The sequence below is a fragment of the Acinetobacter sp. SA01 genome (genome assembly GCF_011319235.1).
In the GTDB taxonomy this organism is placed as follows: domain Bacteria; phylum Pseudomonadota; class Gammaproteobacteria; order Pseudomonadales; family Moraxellaceae; genus Acinetobacter.
Genome location: NZ_WXXM01000005.1, coordinates 112,549 through 135,455 on the forward strand (window position 1 = coordinate 112,549; position 22,907 = coordinate 135,455).

The following is a 22,907-nucleotide window of genomic DNA, read 5'->3' on the forward strand; positions in this document are numbered from 1 at the left end:
GCCGACACGAGGTCGGCATTTTCAAAACGTTGGAAACTTATCCAGCAATTACTCCACCATCTTTACGGGTAATCACTACCGTTGCTGAACGCGGACGTGCAGTGGTATTGCTTGGATCTGTTTGTGTCGCAGGCCAGTGGCTGGTTGCGTTATTATAAGCAGCCGAATCTTCACCTGGATGCTGAACGTTAATGAAGATGGCTTTGTAATCTGGTGTCATGGTTACGCCGGTGATTTCACACTCGTTTGGACCAGTCAGGAAGCGGCGTAAATTTTCATCGGTTACTTTGGCACCCATAAAGGTATCTTGTGTACCAGCACCTGAAAGTGCAGTTGCTGTGCCACCATCACCCATTGTACCTGGCAATGCAGCCAGCATCATGCAGTTGGTTACGTCCGTGTAGGCACCATCATCGGTTTGAATCCAGAGTACACCACGTGGGTCAAACCACATACCATCCGGGCTAGAAAAGTCATTATTGTCAGTTAGGCCAGACAGGTTAACATTTTCAAGCATTTTTGCTTCAGCTCCAAACAGGTAAATATCCCATTTGAATGTGGTGGCTGTTGTATTATCGGCATCTTCACGGAAGCGGATAATGTGACCATTCACGTTACCTTTACCGCCTTCAGGATCTGTATAGTTACGTGGGTTGGCGGCATCAGTTACATAGCTGGTACCACGGTTACTGTTATTGGTGAGAGTGACATATACTTCACCATTGTTCGGATTGACTGCGACCCATTCAGGACGGTCCATTTTGGTTGCGCCAACAGCATCTGCAGCGATACGTGCATGCGTTACGACATCCGCTTGGTCTGCAAATTTATAAGTCGTGTAAGCAGAAATTGCCGGGTTGCTAATCGATAGCTCAATCCACTGACCTGTACCATCGCTATTGAATTTGGCAACATACAGTTTACCACTATTCATGTATTTATCACCGGCTGCATAGCCACCGTTGACATCTTTTGCATCCCATTTCGCATCAGAAACGAATTTATAGATGTATTCACCACGTGAGTCATCACCCATATAAAATGCCAAGTTCTGACCTTCAATGGCACGGCTGGTACGACAGTCTTCATGTGCAAAACGGCCCAGTGAGGTACGTTTTACAGGGTCCTGGCGGCTATCGAATGGATCAATTTCTACAATCCAACCAAAAGTATTCGCAATATTGCGATAGTCTACAGATGCAGATGCACCTACAACAGATGCATTCCAGCGATCATACATGTCCTGCTGTTCCAGGCTGCCTGTTGCAGTTTCCCATTGATAACGCGATTTAGCACCTTGTTTTAAACCGTAACGGTTTAATGCCACAATTTCATTGGCAGTGCGCGAGCTATCATCTGCTGCATTACGCACAAAGTAACCGATAAAGTTTTCTTCAGCAGTCAGGTAGGTGCCCCAAGGTGTATAACCATTACCGCAGTTATTTTGAGTACCGCGGGTTTTTACACCAGATGGAGAGAAGCGGGTTGAAAGTAAAGCTGAACCAGCAGCAACGCCGGTAAAAGTCATGGGTGTAGAAGCTGTGATACGGCGGTTAAAAATTGAATTTTTCAAAATTTCAACGGCTTGGGTTTTACTGTCTTTTTTCAGATGAATAATGGATACGCCATGTGCATTGACTTCACGGATCACTTCATCTTCAGGGCGAGGACCTGTTCCCTTATTGGTCGGGCCTGTCTGGTGTAAGAAAGTCTGGTTAATATATTCGTGGTTCAGCACCAGTAAGCCGTGATCTGATTTGGTGTTATCGTAACGGCCTGTCGAAGTATTTAAACCGAAAAAGCTCATGCCATCATGACAGTCACCAGAACGGAACTGAAAGCTTGCACCTGAAGGAATCTTGCTGTCATCCCATGCTTCATAGTATGGGTTGATGGAGTCACCCATTGCATACAGTACTTTAGCTTCATAACCTTCTGGCACCGTGACGATATCATTCAGGTTCTTTGCCACTGGGGTAAAGCTTAACTTTGTCGGTAATTTGGTTGGATCAATAGATGGAGTTGTTGCACTTGGGGTACTGTCACTATCGCTGCCACAAGCAGTCAAAGTTGAAGCCAAAGTCAAGGCAACTGCACCGCTCGCAGTTTTGCTGATGAGGCTGCGGCGTGTAATAGCCTGCTCTAAAATGTCACGGAAATGGATATTCTCAGAAGTATTATTGTCTAATTCTTGATCTTCATGATATGGCGTAAAGTCTGTCATGATAATTTTCCAAATGTATGGTTGTTGTAAAGTTGTTTTAAACTTAGGTGAAAAATATGACAGCGTCCTGACGTTTGAATGACAGTCTGGTGAAGAAAATAAGTCGTTTTCATGAAAAAAGCAGACCTCAGTCTGCTCAGCAACATCGCGGTTGAATTTAAACGGTACGCCGGTTTTCCAGCAGCTTGCCTAGCCATAAACCCATTTCAAACAACAGCCACATTGGAACAGCCAGCATAATCATTGACAGAGCATCCGGCGGAGTAACAAACATCGCCACAAAGAAGCAACCCACCACAATAAAGCGTCGTTTTTCTACCAATTGTTCGGTATTGACCAGCCCGATTAAAATCAATAACAAGGTAATCACCGGAATTTCAAAAGTAAATCCGAATACCAAGAACAGCTTTAAACAAAAGGCCAGATAGCTATTAATATCTGTCATTGGGGCAACGGTTTCGGGTGAAACACTGATGAAAAAATGCAAAATAGAAGGCAGAGCAACAAAATAGGCAAAGCTGATCCCTATATAAAATAGACAGATACTGCCGATCAGTAAGGGTAAAGCCAGATTCTTTTCTTTTTCATATAAGGCCGGTTTTACAAATGCCCACAGTTGATACAGGATATAAGGCATGGCCAATAACAAGGCCACAAAAAAGTTCAGTTTAAATGGGGCCATAAATGTTGCCGTGACATCGGTAGCAATCATGGTCGAGGTACTAGGCAACTGTGCGCGTAATGGTTCTGACAAAACTTGGTAGGTTTTATTGGCCAAAGGCAATAAACAAAAAAATAAGCCAATCAGTAAGGCCATCATTTTAAAAAGATGTTTACGCAATACCATTAAATGTTTGGTAATAGGCATTTCTTCAAGTGGTGGTTGCTGTTGCGTTGCTAGGGGAGCGGGTAACTGGTGCTCTAGGGGAGTACTCATACGGCCACCTTTAACGGATTGAACTGTGTACTTGCAGGCATGTTATTTAATGGTGCGGGTTGAACCATTGTCTGCTTGGCACAATCCGGTATTTTTAGATAAATATGACAAGACTGTTGTGATTGAATAAAAATATAAACAGTAGAAGCATTTTTATTATGTGGCACTGCATTTTGTAAGATATTTTCTTTAGCAGGCTGAGATTGTTGTAGTTGCTGCATTTGAGCTTGTATTTTCTGTTCGAGAGCTTGAATACGCTGCATTTCCTGTTGCATCTGTTCACGTAATTCGGACACCCGTAACTCTCGGTCAATATCGTTTTGCACATTGCTGATGGTGCGCTTGATTTTGGCGTACCATTTGCCAACAAAACGAGCAGCTTCCGGCAGCTTATCCGGTCCAAGCACCAATAAACTAATGATGCCAAAAGCCAGCAGTTCAGTCATACCGATATTGAGCATAACGTTTTAGCCTGAATGTGTTTTTGCTGTGGAATTAACATCTGCAGGATTGCCTTGATGTTCAATGGTACGCGGTTCATTTAATGCAGAAGTAGTGACTTCATCATCTTTGATCGATTTTTTAAAATCCTTAACGGCACCACCGACATCTTTACCCAGATTTTTCAGTTTGGATGTGCCAAACAATAAAATCACTACAATTGCAAAAATGACAACGTGCCAAATTGATAATCCTGCCATGAAAATATCCTCATTTTTATTGAGAACTATCTCAACAGGTCTGTATGACATTGCCGTGACGTTTCTGTTTCGGTTTTAAGACAAAGCGATTCATGGCTAGATGAATATGAAAAATGAGCCCTGCAAGATCATGTTTGAATATCAGCTGTGCTAGGATGGACTTCTTCAGTAAAAAACCAAGTTTGCACCCTCATGGCACTGATTCTTCCTCTTATTTCTTTTCTTGCCGGATATTGGGGAGTGCATGTTTTAAAGTCGATCCGGCCATTATTGGCAGCTTTGCTGGCCCGTCTCTTTATACCCCTGCTGATCATTTACAATATGGTGTTTTATAAAGAAGGCAGTCTGTGGCTGATCGGTTTCAGCTTGTTCAGTTCGATTATTTTCTTTAGTGGTTTTTATTATTTTCAAAAAGACAAATTACGTGCCCTGTGTTTTAGTTACTTGAATGGTGCGTGGTTAGGCCTTCCTTTTGCTTTAGCCGTCTTTGGACCGGAAGCCAGCAGCACCATTGTGGCCTTGTATATCGGCGGTTCTTTATTTGGCAATATCTGTGCAGTGATGGCGGTGAGTGAAACCCCGCAGGATAGGGGATTTATTATTAAAAATGTAATGCTTTCGCCTCCTGTCATTGCCTTGACCACGGCTGCTGTTTTGTCATTCTGGGACTTTAGCAGCTATGAATCTCATCCCGTAATACAGCTGATTTACCAGGCCAATAAAGTCTTGGTGACCTTTGCCGGTATGTGTGTTTTGGGTATGTGGCTGAGTAAGGTCAGGATTGGCTGGAGTGATTTGAACCGTAGCTTATTGATCATCAGTAGCCGTATGTTATTGTCTGTTTTATTGTGTATAGCAGCTTATCTGTTTTTGCCTATTCCGCATCAAATACTGACCTATGCCGTGATGTTGATGTTCTTTCTATTGCCGCCGGCGGCCAATATTGTGGCGCTGGAAACGCATTATCAGGGGACGGGTTATTCAGCAAAATATATTGCGTCGGGTACTGTGGCCAGTGCGATATTGATCGGGATTTATGGCGTAATGTTGCATGCATTGGTGTCGGGTTTATAAAAATATAAAAAAGTCCTCTCTCCCTGTGGGAGAGAGTTAGAGAGAGGGTCTAAAAGCTTTAGAGAAAGATAATTTTTTTCTCTCCTACTAGGAGAGTTTTAGGGAGAGATGTATTTTAAAAATCCCTCACCCCAGCCCTCTCCCAAAGGGAGAGGGGGTAATAAGAGGCGGAAATTACTTCTCTAGGCTCGCCTTAAACAACTGCATCGCCTGACCGCGATGGCTGATTTTATTTTTATCTTCTTTACTCATTTCGGCACTAGAAATACCCAGTTCAGGCAACCAGAATAGCGGGTCATAACCAAAACCGTTTTCGCCACGAGGCGCTTCCAGCACTTCACCTGTCCAGATGCCCTGAAAAATTTGAGGCAGTGGATCTTCAGCATGTTGAACCAGGGCAAGCACGCAGACAAACATGCCTTCAATAGTTTCGCCTTCTTTACGCAGTGGTTTAAGTCGGGTTAACAGTTTTTCATTATTGGCTGCATCATTGCCATGTTCACCGGCAAAGCGTGCAGAATAAATGCCCGGCGCACCACCGAGGACTGGAACACAAATTCCAGAATCATCTGCAATTGCGGGCTTACCTGAAATTTTAGAGGCATGGCGGGCTTTAATAATGGCATTTTCAACAAAGCTCAATCCATCTTCGATCGCATCTTCAATATTCAGTTTACCTTGAGGGATTACCTCTACAGGGAGATTTAACTCGGCAAACATTTTTTCAAATTCAGCAATTTTACCTTTGTTGTTACTCGCAAGAACAAGTGTGCCTTGAGATAACCAATCTTGTGCAGACATTCTATAAAAACTCTAATCTTAAAAATAAGTTCAATTTTACCTGAAATGGGGACTAACAATCAGCCAATAAAAAAGCACCCGAAGGTGCTTTATAGAATTAGGCAGAATTACTGTGCCTGAATCCACTTGTCCGCACGGTCACGTGCCTGACGAATCTGTTCTTGGCTCAAGTTGGCAGCCAAAGCGGTTTTCTTACCTTCAGACAGTGAAATGACTTTGTTGTCGAGCATGCCATCACGGGTTGAAAGTTCATACCATTGGTAAGCGCCGACATAGTTTTTCTTTTGCTCTTCCATCATGGCCAGATTAAAGCTGGCGCGGTTATCGCCACGGCTTGCTGCTTTTTCAAAATATTTACGTGCCAAAGCTTCATCTTTTTTGGTGCCAATACCATCAGCCAGCATACGACCGACATTCAATTGTGCAGCAGTCAGACCTTGATCGGCAGCAGCTTTGTACCAGGAAAAAGCTTGCTGCTCATCCTTCTGGACCTCTCTGCCTTGCTGATATCGGGTACCGAGATAAAATTGTGCAGCGGGTTGACCGGCTTTGGCAGCTTTGGTCAGGTTGTTAATATCCATAACAGAATACTGCGCAGCCTGGCTTGAAACCGATGCCGTAGGTGCAACATATTCTGCATGGGCTTGAATGCTAAACAGTCCAGCCAATAGTGTGCTTAATAATATTTTTTTCATAGTGTGCTCACTCGATAAATAGCGACTTCACCAAACAGATTCGGGATATGTTTACTAAGTAAACTACCTTGCTGATCCCCATTCACGGCAAGTCGATTAATAATCCGGATATCATTTTCCGCACACAGTGCTTCAAAATCACGGAAAGTACATAAATGAATATTTGGCGTGTTATACCACATATACGGTAAAGCTTCCGAAACCGGCATCCTTCCTTTTAATGCCAAGAAAGAACGGGTCTTCCAGTGGGCAAAGTTAGGAAAGGTGATAATCGCCTGTTTCCCCACACGCACCATATCACGCAATAATACGTCTGGTGCATCTACAGCTTGCAAGGCCTGTGCCATCACCACATAGTCGAAGGACTGGTCAGCAAAGCGGCTTAAACCAAGGTTTAAGTCTTGTTGGATAATATTTAACCCCCGACTTACCGCAATTGCAATCTTTTCCTGATCAATTTCTAGGCCATATGCACGAATATTGTGCTTTTTGCTCATATGGGCCAGCAGTTCGCCATCGCCACAGCCTAAATCCAGTACGCTGGAATCGGGTTTAATCCATTTTTCCGCCAGTTGATGATCGATACGCATTACACAGTCTCCTTAGGTGTGGCTTTGAGGTGTTCTGCACCACCTAAAAATGCACGTAATGATTTAACGTAAAGCGGAATCGGGAACAGGAACGAGTCGTGACCCTGTTCTGCATCAATATCGACATAGCTGACAGGTTTATGGTTGCTGATCAGGGCATCGACAATTTCTTGTGAACGCTGCGGGGTAAAACGCCAGTCTGTGGTAAAGGACACCACCAGAAATTTACATTGGGTATTGGCCATGGCTTTTTTCAAGGACTGCTCGTACTCGCGTGATGGGTCAAAGTAGTCCAGTGCCTTGGTCATAATCAGGTAAGTGTTGGCATCAAAGTTACGACTGAACTGCTCGCCCTGATAACGCAAATAACTTTCGACCTGGAACTCAACGTCAAAACCGTACATAAATTTGCCCGACTTCAAGTCACGGCCAAATTTCTGTTTCATGGCTTCTTCAGACAGATAGGTAATATGACCGACCATACGTGCCAGAATTAGGCCACGTTTAGGATAGCTATCATTTTCCAGATAACGGCCATTATGGAAGTCGGGATCAGACAGAATCGACTGACGTGCCACTTCGTTAAAGGCAATATTCTGTGCCGATAGTTTTGGAGCACTGGCAATGATCACGCATTTTTTTAAACGGTCCGGATAATCCACCGACCATTGCAAAGCCTGCATGCCGCCCAGAGAACCGCCAATAATGGCATACCAGACATCAATGCCCATACGGTCAGAGAGCAGGGCCTGGGTTTTGACCCAGTCACGCACGGTGACCAGAGGAAAATCCGGTCCATAAGGACGGTTGTCATTTTCCGGATTGGGCGAAATCGGGCCGGTCGAACCGCTGCAGCCGCCAATATTATTCAGGGCGACGACAAAGAATTTAGAGGTATCAATGGCTTTACCTGGTCCAATACATGCATCCCACCAACCCGGTTTGCGGTCATCTTCATGATGATAACCTGCCGCATGGTGATGGCCAGACAAGGCATGACAAATCAGAATGGCATTGGATTTGTCGGCATTGAGTTCGCCATAAGTTTCGACCATGAGCTCAAAACGTGGAAGAATTCGGTCACATTCGAGCTCTAACGGCTCTTCGAAAATAAACTTTTGCGGGGTAACTAAGCCCACTGAGTCAGCTGGAAAAGACACAGGAAATTTTCGCCTTAAATCTTTAGGATGAATAACAAAAGGATACCACTTGCGGGTATCCTTTCTAAAGTTTTTTATTTGATAAAGCTTATACTGCAGCAGCAATGACCTGATCTGTACTTAATACACCCTGATCAATCAAGCGGTTGGTGCAGGCAATAATCGCTTCGATAGATGAGGTCACGATGTTGTCATGCACTCCAGCACCAAAGGCTGATTTACCGGCACCTTTGACCTGAAGCTCAACCAAGGCCAAGGCTTTGGCATTTGCACCAGAACCGATACTGCGTTCTTCATAGTTCAACACATCAATTGGCAACTGTAATGCATTCAAGATGGCTGAGATCGGACCGTTACCTTCACCACGCAAGTGCTGAACTTCGCCGTTTACTTCAATATCTAACTCAATGACTTGATTGCCATTTTCATCGGACAATTTGTAGTTTTTGGCAGAGTAATGGGAATCTTTCACGGCCACATAAGTATCTTTAAACAATGCCCAGATGTCTTGTGCAGAAACTTCTTTGGCTTGCTCGTCAGTCACCTGTTGAACCACTTGCGAAAATTCAATCTGTAAACGACGCGGCAACACCACGTTGTAATTGGATTCTAACAAGTAGGCAATACCACCTTTCCCCGACTGTGAATTCACACGAATTACGGCATCGTAATCACGGCCCAAGTCTTTAGGATCGATTGGCAAGTAAGGCATATCCCAGATTTCTTCATTTTTCTGGAATTCAAAACCTTTCTTGATCGCATCCTGATGTGAACCGGAGAATGCGGTGAACACCAAGTCGCCTGCATATGGATGGCGAGGGTGGACTGGCAAACCGGTACATTCTTCCACAGTAGCAATAATTTCGTTAATGTTGGAGAAATCTAGGTGCGGTGCAACACCCTGGGTATACATGTTCAAGGCCACAGCTGCCACATCGACGTTACCGGTACGTTCGCCATTGCCAAACACACAACCTTCGACACGGTCTGCACCCGCCATAATCGCCAATTCAGTCGCTGCGATACCACAACCACGGTCATTGTGGCAGTGTACGGAAATAATCACACCATCACGACGCTCGATATTGCGGTGCATCCACTCCACTTGGTCGGCATAGATATTCGGGCTAGATACCTCTACGGTTGCAGGTAAGTTTAAAATCACTTTATTTTCAGGTGATGCTTCCCAGATTTCAGTGACAGCATCACAGGCCGCTTTTGCCACTTCCAATTCGGTTGCAGAGAAACATTCTGGACTGTACTGGAATACAAATTCAGTTTCAGGATATTGTGCTGCGTATTGTTTCACTTTTTGAGCAGCATTAATTGCTAACTGACGTGCACCATCTACATCGACATTCAAGACTTTTTGACGGAAAGTCGGAGAGTTTGAGTTGTAGATATGCACGATGGCACGTTTTGCACCTTGCAAAGATTCAAAGGTACGCTGAATTAAATGATCACGCGCCTGCACTAAAACTTCAATGTACACGTCATCCGGAATATGACCTTCTTCAATCAATTTACGGGTGAAGTCAAAGTCAATTTGCGATGCAGACGGGAAACCGATTTCGATGTGCTTGAAACCAATTTTCACCAACATCTGGAACATCTTGAATTTTTGATCCATATCCATCGGTTCAAAAATGGCTTGGTTACCGTCACGAAGGTCGGTGCTCATCCATATTGGCGCTTTGGTAATTTCGTTATTTGGCCATTGACGGTCTGGCAAGTCTACACGCTGGTACATGCGACGATATTTTTTACTTGGATCAGCCAACATCATGAGGTAACTCCTTGTGTAGCACCAGTTGCTTTCAGTGGTAGATCACGGCAACGTACTACTAAATATAGATTGTGTCTATTCTATTAATTTGCAAGCTGGGTACCTAAAAGGATTGGTCGAAAGTTATAAAAAAACCATCAATTCCTATCACTTGGCTTTATCGCAGCTTTTGCAAAGCTATAACTTAATCTTACTGGATTTATTCTGGAAATATTTTTCTTTTTTTGCATATAAAACTGGAGTGTGGGAAATATTTTCCATAAGCAGCACTATTTATGGAAAATATACTCATTAGTGATGTCATTTAGCGTGGCTGTTCCCATTAATGCCATGGTAATCTCAAATTCTTCCTTCAGTATTTTAATCACATGCGCCACACCTAGTGCTCCCGCAGTTGCCAGTCCATAAATATAAGGACGCCCGATGAAAACCGCCGCAGCGCCCAGGGCAATGGCTTTAAACACATCTGAACCACGGCGAATCCCGCCATCGTATAGCAGCGGAAAATCGGCCGGCAGCACTTTTTTAATCAACTGCAATGCAGTCAGTGGAGGAATGCAAGTATCTAATACACGACCGCCATGATTGGATATAATCAGGCCTTGTACGCCGTGCTGTATGGCCAGCAGCGCATCCTGCGGATTGACGATTCCTTTTAAAATAACGGGTAATGAGGTTTGTTGAACCATCCAGGCAATATCTTCCCAAGTAGGTGCAATTTTCATCAAACCATTAAATACGGGATGATCTCCCTCACGCAGTTCAGGCAAGGGAATATGCGCCGCTGTATGCGGATGCTGCATACCTTCCGGCAAATGGAAAAATACCCGGCGTTCGCGGTCACGGATACCGCTATGAGGGGAATCTACGGTAATCACCAAGGCTTTAAAATTGTGCTGTTCGGCCAGTTTTACCAAAGCAAGCGATTTTTCCCGGTCACCTTGCCAGTACAGCTGAAACCACTTGTACGGATTGTCCTGTTTCAGTTGGCGCATGTCGGTATTGCTAAAGGTACTGAGTACCATGTTGCTGCCCAATACTTCTGCTGCCAGTGCGGTTGCTGCTTCAGCTTCAGGATGGAACTGCTGCTGGTGTCCAATCGGGGCCAGAAAAATCGGGTGCGGATATTCCTGCCCTAAAATTTTACAGCGGGTATGACCTTGAGTCAGGTCTTTGAGCATGCGGGGTAGTAGATGAATCTGTTGAAACTGATCCAGATTGTCGCGAACACTGACCTCATCCATAGAGCCGCCTTGCAAGTACTGCCACACCATATCAGACAGATGCTTTTGTGCCTGAATTTCATAATCAGCAAGGGTCTGTAAATAGGGCGGAATCTGCGAGAGGGGAGCAAGGGGTGCAACGGTTTTCATAGATCTCCCCATTGGCGTAATAGGTTATGGTAATGACTGGTCAAACCCAGAATTTCTTCATTATCGCCAATCTGCTGGCGCAATTTAATAATGTTCATGTCGAGGTTAAATAGCATGCTGCGTTGCCAGTCATCTTTGACCATGCTTTGTATCCAGGTACATGCCGCGATCCGTTTGCCTTGGGTCACCGGTTCCACCCGATGTAAACTGGTGGCCGGGTAGAGTATGGCATCTCCCGCATCGAGCTTGACTTCATGACTGCCATAATTGTCTTCCACAATCAGTTCACCGCCTGCATATTCATCGGGTTCAGATAAAAACACGGTGATGGAAACGTCAGTCCGAATAGCTTGTCCGATGCTGCTGGAATATTGCACGGCATTATCGACGTGGTTGCCATAATGCCCCTGATCTTGATAACAGTTAAATAAAGGCGGAAGAATATGCTTGGGCAATGCCGCAGATTTGAGCATGATGTTGTGTTGCAAGGCCTGAAGAATTTTGGCCGCAAAGGATTGATAAGCAATGCTGTTGGGATCAATCTGTAGATTATTTTTTATTTTTTGTGCCTGAAAGCCGGCACTGTGCTGACCCTGAATCCAGGCCTGACTGTTATCTAATTGTTGTCGTAGCTCGACAACCTGCTGTTTGCTTAGAATTTCAGGAATATGTAACATCATCAGCTTGATCTGCATCCCTAACATTAATTGGATTCAAAAATAAATAATGTAGTGCATTAGATATAACACACTACATCTGGTCTAAAGTGGGCAGAATGAACTGTTTTGCTTAAAACTTATAATTAAAGGTCAGTGCTGCAGAACGCGGTTGTCCTAATATCACACGGCCACCGCCATTATTGAGGGTACTGATGTATTCCTTGTCTGCCAGATTATAGACATTCAAGTTGACCGAAGCGTTCTTATTCAAGCTGTAGCCCGCCATGGCATCAAATACCACATAGCCTGGAATGTTAGGCATATTCGCCGCTGCCGTGCTGTCGGTAATGACACGTTTTTGCTCATCGACATAACGTGCACCCAAGCCCAGTTTAAAGCCGGCAACATCATAAGTAGACCATAAGCTTGCTGTCCATTCCGGTGACCAGCGCACATTGTTGGTTCGGGTAATTGCTCCAGTGGTTGCATTCACGCTGAGCTGGTCTTCTTGTTCAGTTTTCATATGAGCCACGCCGGCAGATACATTCCATGCATCCGTGATTTTACCCACAGCACTGAGTTCAACCCCTTTGACGGTCGTTTTACCTTGTTGAATGGATTCTTGGGTAATGGCATCCTGAGTAAACTGGTTTTCATTTTCAGTGTAATAGGCAGCAGCATTGATCGCCAGTTGATCATTCAACACATCCCACTTGGTGCCAATTTCATAGTGATGGGTTTCTTGCGGTTTGGCAGCAGCACTGTTAATTCCGGTTGCTGAAAGGCTAAAGTTAGCGCTTCCCGGAGGAGTCAGGGATTTGGCATAAGAAGCATATACGCTACTTTTAGCCGTAGGTTTAAATAGGCCGCCCAGTTTCCAGCTGACCAAGGTGTCATTCGCACCAAAACTAGCAGGGACCAAGCTGCTGCTACCCGATGGCAAGGTCAAAGCATCATATTCGGTGTCGTAATAGTCGACCCGTACTCCACCATTCAGCTGGAAGCGCTCACCAAATTTAAGCGTGTCAAATAAATAGGCAGCAGCTGTATCGGTTTCACCCTGGGTATAGCCCCCGTTATACATCAGGCCGGGCATTGCTTCATTGCGATTTGGATCATAAAGATTGGCCCAAGATGTGGCTACCGTCGTTTGTCCCGGCATTTGTGTAGCCATAGTTTTTGTATGTTGCTGTTCTTTTAAGAATTCCAAACCTGCAACCACATCATGCTCAATCGCACCGGTTGTTAAATTCAGGTTCAACGTCGTTTGGTTAGCCAGAATCTTGTTTTCCTGATCGACACCCTGACGTGAACGGTTAACTTCCCAGTCTTTCGGGTCAGTTGAACCATTGGTTCTTAAACCGGCTGAACCGGTATTTATCCCGGTTAAAACACGGTTCATACTAGTTTTACCCAAACGGGTGATGTTGGTCAGTTTGACCTTTTCAGCCAGATCACTTTCAATTTTTGCCGTATACATATCTGCATCGACATCTTCATGGTCATCGACGTGACCATAATAATTCTCACGGTTGACTTGAGGCGCTGAAGCTAAAGCAGAATCGGCATTGTAGAAACCCTTCATACCAATAGTTGGGATACCGCCATCCGGAATATTGCGTTGACGAATATGCTGTGAATAGAGATACAGGCGCGTATCGCTATCCAGGCCAAAAGCAATCGAGGGTGCAATGGCCCAGCTGTTGTTTTCAATAAAGTCGCGGCCTTCAACGCCGCCGTCCTGTCCCATGGCATTTAAACGAACTGCAATGCCATCATTAATCGCCTGATTGATATCAGCAGTCAGGCGGGCATGCTCTGCAGTATTGTAAGTGGCAGAAACTTCACGGTTATTTTCAGTTTGAGGCAGTTTGCTGGCCAGGTTGATATACCCTGATGCTGCACCACGACCAGCTTCCGCACCAGAAGGGCCTTTGACCACTTCAATCTGTTCCACGTTAAAGATATCGCGGGTGACTGCACCTAAATCACGGATACCATCGACATAGGTAGAGGTTTGCGTAGAAAAACCGCGCATTTGAAAGGCATCGCCGGCACTGGTATTGCCATTTTCACCCAGTTGCAGGGTAATTCCCGGTGTGTTTCTTAAGGCTTCAACTAAAGACGTCGCACCTTGTTCTTTTAATAGTTCTTTTTTAATCACGGAAACGGTTTGCGGGGTATCTACCAGTGGCTGGGTATATTTTGGGGAGCTGACGCTATCGGCTTTATATTTATTTTCTGCTTTAGATTCCACGGTAATGGTTGGCAGCTGAGTGACACCATTGTTTGCTGCTGCATGAGTCATGAGCGGGAACGAGGCCGCTAAGGCAACCAGTTGAGCATTTCTGTGGTGTTTACGGCTTTTGATGTGTGCCATGGTCAGTCATCCCTAGTTTCGTATATGACGGAATTCCAATACTGTTTTGCAACTTTTGTGGTCAGTAATCTGGAACTAAAAGTGGATAGATTGTTATGGATTGTAACAGTGATGTAAATATTAATGATAATAATTATTATTTGCAATAAATTTATAGAAGATTATTGGTTTTTATTTAAAATGCTGTTTAAAAAAGCGCAGTGGATGTGCTGAATCCATTGCACTAATGAAAAAGAATGATGATTAGGCTGAGATTTTTATACTCACTTATACTGAAATGTCTCAGCTTTAGCCAAATAAAAACCATCATGAGTAGAGGGATATTTGAATGCTGAGCCTATTATTGCTTCGACATTAGAGTTCAGCCCATTTACGCATTAAATTATGATAGAGATTGGTGAGTTTAATGACCTCTTCGTGCTTGTCACCCAACTGCATACGCAAGTTCTGAATGGACTGATCCAGATTAAACAGCATATGGCGTTCCGCATCATCACGGATCATGCTTTGTACCCAAAAGAAAGATGCGAGACGGCAGCCTGAAGTTACTGGCGTGACTTCATGCACACTGGTGGAAGGGTAGAGGATCATATCGCCCGCGGGTAGTTTAACCTCATGATAGCCATAGGTGTCTTCAACCACCAGGTCGCCACCTTCATATTCTTCCGGGTCGCTTAAAAAAACCGTGCAGGACAAGTCCGTGCGTAAGCGGTCATTGCTGCCACGGATGCGACGGATGGAATTGTCGACATGAAAACCAAAAGCTTCATTGTTTTCATAACGGTTAAACAGTGGCGGAATAATGTCGAGAGGAATGGCCGCAGATAAAAATAAGGGATGCTGACCCAATGATTCTAAAATGATGGTACTTAAGTGATGAGTCAGGGGATGATCTTCAGGCAGTTGCTGGTTTTGTTTGACTGTGGCAGACAGTGTACCGGCAGTGACTTTACCATTGACCCATTCAATTTTTGCCATTTCATCACGGAAATATTGAACTTGTTCTTTACTCAGGACGTTAGGAATATGATGGATCACGACAATACACCTTTGGAAGAATGAATTCTTTTAGCTATAAAAATAGCCTCATTATTATGAGGCTATTTTAGATTAAATCCATAATTAATTTATGGTTTTAATTGAGCTTAGTATTTGAAATTTAGCGATAATACTGCACTACGACCTTCTGCTTCAGTGGCGTAGTGAGAGGCATACGCTTTAGTGAAATAGCGTTCGTCAGACAGGTTATTGACATTCAATTGCAGGTCAACATTTTCGTTAACGTTATAACGTGCCATGGCATCGTAACGTACATAACCTGGAACGTATTTGGTATTAGCTGCATTCGCATAAACTTTATCCATTGCAGTTGCACCAGCACCGAAAGTTAACTGTGGGAGTACTTGGTAAGTGGTCCACAGGGTGGCTGAATTTTTTGCAACGTTTTGAACTTGCTTGCCATCATTTGTACCAGCACCATCATCAACCAATTCACTATCTAAATAAGTATAACCCGCAGAAACTGCCCATTTATCCGTGATGTTGCCGTTTGCACCCAGCTCAAGACCATCTACACGAGTTTCACCAATATTTCGTGTAAAACCATCTGTATCAACAGCTCGTGTATTTGTTTTCTCGGTACGGAAGATTGCTGCAGTTAAGTTTAATTTATCATTAAATAAATCCCACTTCGTGCCAAGTTCCATGGTGCGAACTTCTTCAGGTTTTAGATTGTTGAGGTAATTTGCCTGTTCTAGGCTAGTAGAGCTGCTTTGATTGCTGAATGATTCAGAACCATCACCTCCATCAACACCAACCGGATTCGCTGAAGTCGCATAGCTTGCATAAATAGAGCCATTTTCTACAGGTTTGTAAGTAATGCCGGCTTGATAGTTGAAGAAATCATTGTCATTTTCTGCTTTGCGTACAGTGCCTGGGGGAACAACAGTATTTTTACTACCTGCAATCATGGTTTGCTGGGTATCAAATTTGTCCCAACGCACGCCCAAATCTAAAATCCATTGTGGATTGAATTCAATACTGTCCAAGAAATAAACAGATGTTGATTTGCTTTGAATATTGTACTGATCAGCCCCCTCTGTGCTAATAGAGCCGTTCCATGGGCCTCGGTTTGGGTTTTGTACGGAAGTACACCAGCCCGAAGTGATATCGCCAGCATTACAGGCATTATGTACATTACCTGTAGCATTAACACCATCAATAATGTATTGGGTACGATCTGTTTCTTGATCTGAATACTCTGCACCTAAGTTAAAACTATGCTTGAGCGCACCAGTATTGAATTTACCGGTTAATGCTAATTGGTCGGTAAAGGTATCTGTATCGGCAACACGAGAGTTTACACGTGCCCATACATTACCGGTTTTATAAATGTTTCCTTGAGAATCATCTGGGTTGGTCCACAGATAATCATTTTTAGAGCTGTTATAAACTGCGGTATTTGAAATGGTTAGATTATCAGTCAGGTCATGTTCTAACTTGATTGTACCCACCTGATTTTCCTGTTTTTGGAAATCACGATCTTCCCAACCGTAGTAAATGCCTTGTTTGACATCAATTGGTTTTCCTGAATATTGGGAATATCCAGTTGGGTTGTTGTAGGGTACACCTGAATCAGGGGTATCATCTGTTTTTAGGTAGTAATAACTTAAAGTTGCACGGGTAGGGGTGTCTAAACCAAAAGTAATACTTGGAGCGATCCCGGCACGTTTGTATTCAGTCCCATCGGCTTGACCGGCTTTTTCATTATGGTGGCCCATTACTGCCACACGGGCAGCAATACCATTACCAAAATCTTTGTTGCCATCTAAAGTAATACGTTGGTAATTGTCCGTACCTGCACCAACAGAACCTTCTAATGAGTCGCCTTTTTTGGCAACTTTAGAAATCATGTTAACGCTACCACCAGTCGTACCTGCACCGCCCATTGCAGATGCAGAACCTTTGGTCACTTCAACCTGTTCTACAGCAAACATTTCACGGTTTTGTGAAGTGGCATTACGCACACCATCGACATACATGGAACTTTCTGAGTTATAACCGCGAATAAATGGACGGTCGCCATTCGGGTTACCCCCTTCACCAGCCCCTAAAGTAATACCAGGCACTGTACGCAAAGCATCGCTTAAAGTTGTCACTTGAGTATCTTCAATCAATTGCTTTGAAATTACAGAAACTGATTTAGGCGTATCCAGCAAAGGAGCAACAAACTTGGAGTTGGCAGATTGGTCTACTTTTAAACCTTGAGTTGTTTCTGCTTCCGCCTGAGTATGAATAGTTTCAAGTTGAGCAACTTGATCTTGTGCAAATGCATTCGCTGCCATCACTGAAAGTGAGGAAACAATCGCAGAAGATACGATTTTTTTGCGTGTTTTAATGAAGGCCATTTCGAACTCAAAAGGGTACTGTGAAAACGTATGAGAATAATAATGATTCTTATTTTTTATCACCACGAGTTACAATTGTAATTGGTAATCATTTTTAAGTTATCAATTTGTTTTTTGAATCAAATAATGTAATTGCTCTAATTTAAATATTTGATTTATATGTATATTTTATATTTCTATGGTTTTTATATTTTTAATTGAGAATATTGATGCTAATTTTTTTTAACAGTGATATGGCAAATCACCAACAAAAATTTCATTTTGTACTCAATGTTTATGCTGAGTCCAAGCGTGTAATTCTACTTTTAAAGGCTATTCTTGGTTTTAAGTACATAATCTTTTCCGTAAAAAATAAAAATAGGGAACGTGATCATGAAATTTCTACTCAAAAGAGCTTTTTGCAGGAAGAACAGGGAATTTAGACAAAAATTATGAACTGTGGCTAAAATAGGGCTGAATGAGAACCACAAAAGATAGCCAGAAAAAATACTGAAATAAAAAGTATCAAACAGCGAAAAATAGGCGAAAGCGGTAAAAAAAATATAGAAAATGGCGATGTTTATACACTACAGATGTTCAAAGTTGTAATTAAGCCAGACTTTTATGATCAGAATACTTAAAATTTAATGGTTAAAACATCCGGTTTTGTATATCTTTCCATGTTGTCATATAATGTGGCACTTTCAAAATTGCAATTACTATTTCTATATCGAGGAAGCCATGCAAGTAACTTCTGAAGCGGTTTCGGGCGTTGCCCGTCGTTTAAATGTATCTGTACCGACGAGCCGTGTGAACGAGCAATTTGAAGCTCGTTTAAAACGCACTGCTAAAACTGTGAAGATCAACGGCTTCCGTCCAGGTAAAGTGCCTTTAAATGTAGTACGTCGTGAATATGGCGCAGGCATTTATCAAGAAGTTGTGAACGATGTAATTCGTGACACAGTATTCGAAGCGATTCAACAAGAGAAAATCAATGCTGTTGGCATGCCAAACATTGAAAAAGTTGAAAATAAAGAAGACGCTCTTGTTTATGAAGCAACTGTAGAAGTTTATCCAGAAGTTGAAGTTAAATTTGACGGTCTAGAAGTTGAACGTAAAGCAACTGAAGTCAACGACAAAGACGTTGATCAAATGATCGAAAACCTTCAAAAGCAACGTGCAAGCTGGACTGAAACCAAAGGCATGGCTAAAAAAGACATGCAAGTTACTTTCGACTTTGAAGGTTCAGTAGATGGCGAAAAATTTGAAGGCGGTTCTGCAACTGACTTTAAACTGGTGTTAGGTTCTGGTCGTATGATCCCTGGCTTCGAAGACGGTATCGTTGGTATGAAGAAAGGCGAAGAGAAAGTAATTGATGTTACTTTCCCTGAAGACTACCAGGCTGAAAACCTTGCTGGTAAAGCTGCTCAATTCAAAATCACTGTGAAGCTAGTTGAAAAACAAAAACTTCCAGAAGTTGATGCTGAATTCTTGAAAATCTTTGGTCTAACTGAAGAAGAAGGCGTTGAAAAATTAAAAGCTGACGTTCGTAAAAACATGGAACGTGAAGTGAAAAACGGTCTTCGTAACCAAGTGAAAGGCGCGACTTTCGATGCACTTGTAGCTGCAAACGAAGTTGAAGTTCCTGCTTCTATGTTGTCTCAAGAAATTGATCGTCAACGTCAGCAAATGATTCAACAGTTCACTCAACAGTTTGGTGCTCAAGGTGCAAAAGCATTTGACAGCAGCATGCTTCCAGATGACCTGTTCAAAGAACAAGCTGAAAAATCTGTAAAACTTGGCGTGTTAGTAAGCAAAGTTTTAGCTGATGCTAAAATTGAAGTTGATGCTGCTCGCGTTGAAGCTTACATCGAAGACATGGCTTCTTCTTACGAAGACCCAACTGAAGTGATTGAATACTTCAAAAATGACAAACAGCAACGTGCTCAAATCGAAGCTGTTGTATTAGAAGATCAAGTAGTTGATCACATCTTGGCATCTGCTAAAGTGACTGACAAAAAAGTAAGCTATGAAGACTTATTGAAAGAGCAACAAGCTCGTCAACAAGGCTAAGCTTAGCTGACCGAAAAAAGGCGCATCATGCGCCTTTTTTTATGTACAGGCTTATCGTGACCTGTCCTGAATTCACAATGCTTATATAAAAAATATCTGTTATTTAATTGGGAATATTTTGCATTTTCGGCAATTATCCCTCATATTGTGACTATGAGTTGAGTAACAAAAAATTTAGGAATAAATAACGTATGTATGTTCCAACAATTGATAACGCTTTAGTGCCAGTGGTGGTTGAACAGTCGTCTCGTGGTGAGCGTTCTTTCGATATTTTCTCACGTCTTTTGCGTGAACGCGTCATCTTCTTAACCGGTGAAGTTGAAGACAACATGGCAAATTTAATTGTTGCTCAAATGTTGTTTTTAGAAGCAGAGAACCCAGATAAAGATATACACCTCTATATTAATTCACCAGGTGGTTCAGTAACTGCAGGTATGGCCATTTACGATACCATGCAATTCATTAAACCTGATGTCGTGACGTATTGTATGGGACAGGCAGCCTCTATGGGTGCATTCCTGCTTAATGCAGGTGCTAAGGGTAAACGTTATTGCCTGGAAAATGCCCGTGTGATGATTCACCAGCCACTTGGTGGTTTCCGTGGTCAGGCATCGGATATTGAAATTCATGCGCGTGAAATTCTATTTATTAAAGAACGTTTAAACCGTTTAATGGCAGAGCATAGTGGTCAAGACTATGAAACTGTTGCCAGAGATACTGACCGTGATAACTTTATGACAGCACAGGCTGCCAAAGAATACGGTCTCGTGGATGAAGTACTTACTAAACGTCCATAATTTTCAGATTTTTATATTGGAGTGAATATGTCCGATCATCCTCAAGGACAAAAGCATTGTTCATTTTGCGGTAAAACGCAGTCTGAAGTCGGGAAACTGATTGCAGGTGAGGACGCTTACATCTGTAATGAGTGTGTGGACGTATGCCTAGATTTAGTCCAAACCAGCCAGCAAGTTGAATCAGGCGATTGGGCGAGCAAACCGTTGCCTAAGCCACACGAAATTCGTGCCGCACTTGATCAATATGTCATTGGTCAGGATGTTGCCAAGAAAACGCTTTCAGTTGCAGTGTATAACCATTACAAGCGTCTAAAAGTGACCCATAGCGGCCATAAGCATGATGATGCGGTTGAACTGGCGAAAAGTAACATTCTTTTAGTTGGGCCAACAGGCTCGGGTAAAACCCTACTTGCACAGACTTTAGCGCGTTTGCTGGATGTTCCATTTGCCATGGCCGATGCAACCACGCTTACTGAAGCGGGTTATGTCGGTGAAGATGTGGAAAACATCGTACAGAAGCTGTTGCAAAAAGCCGACTATGATGTAGAAAAAGCGCAAAAGGGTATTATCTATATCGACGAGATTGACAAGATTACCCGTAAATCTGAAAACCCATCAATTACCCGTGATGTATCTGGTGAAGGTGTTCAGCAGGCGTTGTTGAAAATGATCGAAGGTACGGTTGCCTCAATCCCGCCACAAGGTGGTCGCAAGCATCCGCAGCAAGAGTTCATTCAGATTGATACCTCAAATATCCTGTTTATCTGTGGCGGTGCCTTCTCTGGCCTAGAGAAAATCGTACAACAGCGTCAGGAAAAAGGCGGGATCGGTTTCACTGCTGAAGTGAAGAACAAAAATGAAACCCGAAAGTTGTCTGATTTGTTCCGTCAGGTTGAAGCAACAGACTTGGTGAAATTTGGCTTGATTCCAGAATTTATTGGTCGTTTGCCGGTCATCGCAACTCTGGATGAGCTGGATGAAGAAGCCTTGATGCAGATTCTGACTGAGCCAAAAAATGCCTTAACCCGTCAATATCAATATTTGTTTGATATGGAGCATGTGGATCTGGTATTTGAAGATTCAGCATTACGTGCCGTGGCAAAAAAAGCTTTGGAACGTAATACCGGTGCACGTGGTCTGCGTTCAATCCTAGAAAATGCATTACTTGAAACCATGTATGATTTACCAAGCCGTACCGATGTCGGGACTGTGATTGTGAATGATGCAGTGATTGCAGGTGAAGCAAAACCAGTGTTAAAAGCAGAACGTCAGCCTAAATCAGAGACTGAAAATGAGGCTAAAGTAGATTTAAAAGTGATAAATTCTAAATCTGCTTAATTCGCTATTCGTCAGAAACGCGCGGAAAACTTGTGTTTTCGCGCGTTTTTTATTTCCAAAAATAAAACCTAATGTTAATCTGAAGAACTCGGCGTGGACGCCGAAATAAAATCAATATATAGCAAACAATGAAGTGCTTAATTCAGTTTAGTACAAAAATAAAAAAATACGCGGTGAGGGAAAATCATGCGTGGAGTCTGTATTGCAGTCTGTGCAAGCTTTATTTTATTGGGATGCCATGGCAAATCTGCTATGGAACACACTCAAGCGACATCGACCTTAAAACCTGTCAATACTGAACATGAACCGGGATTGTTGGAACAGTACCATTTTGGCATATTTAGCATTGGTGCTTGGGTTAATCAAAAGATAGGACAGCGCTTTCAGCCAGTTCAGGCACAGAATGATCAGGCTGCGATTGTTTATTTATACCGTCCTGATAGTAAGTGGAACCGTCAGGAAATTGTGGCATCCAGCTTGTTTATCAATAGTGAACGTATTCCAAGTTTATTAAACAATCATTATTACTGGGTAGAACTGCCTGCCGGAACCTATCGCATATCCGCTAGCCGCCCTGTGGGGGTACAGCATTTCCAAAAGCCCAAATATCTGGATTTTACCGTGCAGGCAGGACAGTCTTATTTTATTAAGTATGATGAAGAAAACTTAACTACCCGTCGTGAAGTTTCGGGGCCTTTAATCTTGATGCCGGAAAAAACGGGCTTAAATGAAATCGCCTATACTCAGCTGAAGTCAGAAAGTTATAACTTTGTTGCGCTCGATCAAAATAGTGGGAAGTTGCGTAAGAAAGCGCAAAAGCTGAAACCTGCAAAATATGATCCAGCAGAAGATGTGCAACTGACTCAGCCATTTAAGATTTGGAATCCACTGACATGGTAATCATCTTAATATAAAAAAAGCACCCTAATGGGT

General features: G+C 43.0%; 18 protein-coding genes and 1 pseudogene. 5 read left to right on the forward strand and 14 right to left on the reverse strand.

What is annotated here, in order from left to right; all coding sequences use genetic code 11:
- Positions 1–37: 37 nt before the first annotated feature.
- The 4 genes and pseudogenes from GTU69_RS06980 to tatA all read right to left on the reverse strand — a co-directional run bounded on the left by GTU69_RS06980 (position 38) and on the right by tatA (position 3,862).
- Entirely contained in the window at positions 38–2,224 is a 2,187-nt protein-coding gene (locus GTU69_RS06980; RefSeq protein WP_166169298.1) for a PhoX family phosphatase, read from the reverse strand.
- A 157-nt stretch (positions 2,225–2,381) separates the two neighbouring features.
- Positions 2,382–3,161 carry a twin-arginine translocase subunit TatC gene (tatC, locus tag GTU69_RS06985; RefSeq protein ID WP_086195401.1) on the reverse strand — a complete coding sequence of 260 codons (780 nt, stop codon included), beginning with the start codon at positions 3,159–3,161 and terminating at the stop codon, positions 2,382–2,384.
- Positions 3,162–3,364: 203 nt separating this feature from the next.
- Positions 3,365–3,622, reverse strand: a pseudogene (gene tatB, locus GTU69_RS06990) (Sec-independent protein translocase protein TatB); the annotation flags it as partial.
- 6 nt (positions 3,623–3,628) lie between these two features.
- Positions 3,629–3,862, reverse strand: a complete 234-nt coding sequence (tatA, locus tag GTU69_RS06995; RefSeq protein ID WP_086195402.1) for a twin-arginine translocase TatA/TatE family subunit — start codon at positions 3,860–3,862, stop codon at positions 3,629–3,631.
- 192 nt (positions 3,863–4,054) lie between these two features.
- On the opposite strand from tatA, the gene GTU69_RS07000 reads away from it, so the two are divergent.
- On the forward strand, positions 4,055–4,936 hold the full coding sequence (locus GTU69_RS07000; RefSeq protein ID WP_166169300.1) for a permease: 882 nt from the start codon (positions 4,055–4,057) through the stop codon (positions 4,934–4,936).
- Positions 4,937–5,110: 174 nt separating this feature from the next.
- On the opposite strand, the gene rdgB is transcribed toward GTU69_RS07000, so the two are convergent.
- From rdgB to GTU69_RS07050, 10 genes are all read right to left on the reverse strand, one after another.
- Entirely contained in the window at positions 5,111–5,737 is a 627-nt protein-coding gene (gene rdgB, locus GTU69_RS07005) for an RdgB/HAM1 family non-canonical purine NTP pyrophosphatase (RefSeq protein ID WP_166169302.1), read from the reverse strand.
- A gap of 107 nt (positions 5,738–5,844) precedes the next feature.
- Positions 5,845–6,432, reverse strand: coding sequence for a tetratricopeptide repeat protein (locus tag GTU69_RS07010; RefSeq protein ID WP_086195405.1), 588 nt, complete (start codon positions 6,430–6,432; stop codon positions 5,845–5,847).
- Entirely contained in the window at positions 6,429–7,022 is a 594-nt protein-coding gene (metW, locus tag GTU69_RS07015) for a methionine biosynthesis protein MetW (RefSeq protein WP_166169304.1), read from the reverse strand. Before metW ends, GTU69_RS07010 begins: the two co-directional genes overlap by 4 nt.
- The gene (locus tag GTU69_RS07020) at positions 7,022–8,182 is read right to left on the reverse strand and encodes a homoserine O-acetyltransferase (protein ID WP_166169306.1); all 1,161 of its coding nucleotides are present in this window, start codon (positions 8,180–8,182) and stop codon (positions 7,022–7,024) included. The genes metW and GTU69_RS07020 overlap by 1 nt, the downstream gene beginning before the upstream one ends.
- Positions 8,183–8,270: 88 nt before the next feature.
- Positions 8,271–9,968, reverse strand: coding sequence for a 2-isopropylmalate synthase (gene leuA / locus GTU69_RS07025; RefSeq protein ID WP_166169308.1), 1,698 nt, complete (start codon positions 9,966–9,968; stop codon positions 8,271–8,273).
- 269 nt (positions 9,969–10,237) lie between these two features.
- On the reverse strand, positions 10,238–11,341 hold the full coding sequence (locus GTU69_RS07030) for an alpha-hydroxy acid oxidase (RefSeq protein WP_166169310.1): 1,104 nt from the start codon (positions 11,339–11,341) through the stop codon (positions 10,238–10,240).
- On the reverse strand, positions 11,338–12,021 hold the full coding sequence (locus tag GTU69_RS07035; RefSeq protein ID WP_166169396.1) for a Fe2+-dependent dioxygenase: 684 nt from the start codon (positions 12,019–12,021) through the stop codon (positions 11,338–11,340). The genes GTU69_RS07030 and GTU69_RS07035 overlap by 4 nt, the downstream gene beginning before the upstream one ends.
- 109 nt (positions 12,022–12,130) lie before the next feature.
- On the reverse strand, positions 12,131–14,380 hold the full coding sequence (locus tag GTU69_RS07040; RefSeq protein WP_166169312.1) for a catecholate siderophore receptor Fiu: 2,250 nt from the start codon (positions 14,378–14,380) through the stop codon (positions 12,131–12,133).
- 354 nt (positions 14,381–14,734) lie between these two features.
- Entirely contained in the window at positions 14,735–15,418 is a 684-nt protein-coding gene (locus tag GTU69_RS07045) for a Fe2+-dependent dioxygenase (protein ID WP_166169314.1), read from the reverse strand.
- A gap of 107 nt (positions 15,419–15,525) precedes the next feature.
- A complete protein-coding gene (locus tag GTU69_RS07050) occupies positions 15,526–17,787 on the reverse strand; it encodes a TonB-dependent siderophore receptor (protein ID WP_166169316.1) in 2,262 nt (753 codons plus the stop codon).
- Between the two features lie 720 nt (positions 17,788–18,507).
- On the opposite strand from GTU69_RS07050, the gene tig reads away from it, so the two are divergent.
- From tig to GTU69_RS07070, 4 genes are all read left to right on the forward strand, one after another.
- Complete coding sequence (gene tig / locus GTU69_RS07055; RefSeq protein ID WP_166169318.1) at positions 18,508–19,839, forward strand: trigger factor; 1,332 nt, start codon at positions 18,508–18,510, stop codon at positions 19,837–19,839.
- Between the two features lie 191 nt (positions 19,840–20,030).
- Complete coding sequence (gene clpP, locus GTU69_RS07060; RefSeq protein WP_086175809.1) at positions 20,031–20,636, forward strand: ATP-dependent Clp endopeptidase proteolytic subunit ClpP; 606 nt, start codon at positions 20,031–20,033, stop codon at positions 20,634–20,636.
- Between the two features lie 27 nt (positions 20,637–20,663).
- Positions 20,664–21,974, forward strand: a complete 1,311-nt coding sequence (gene clpX / locus GTU69_RS07065) for an ATP-dependent protease ATP-binding subunit ClpX (protein WP_166169320.1) — start codon at positions 20,664–20,666, stop codon at positions 21,972–21,974.
- A gap of 186 nt (positions 21,975–22,160) precedes the next feature.
- A complete protein-coding gene (locus tag GTU69_RS07070; protein ID WP_166169322.1) occupies positions 22,161–22,874 on the forward strand; it encodes a DUF2846 domain-containing protein in 714 nt (237 codons plus the stop codon).
- Positions 22,875–22,907 lie beyond the last annotated feature (33 nt).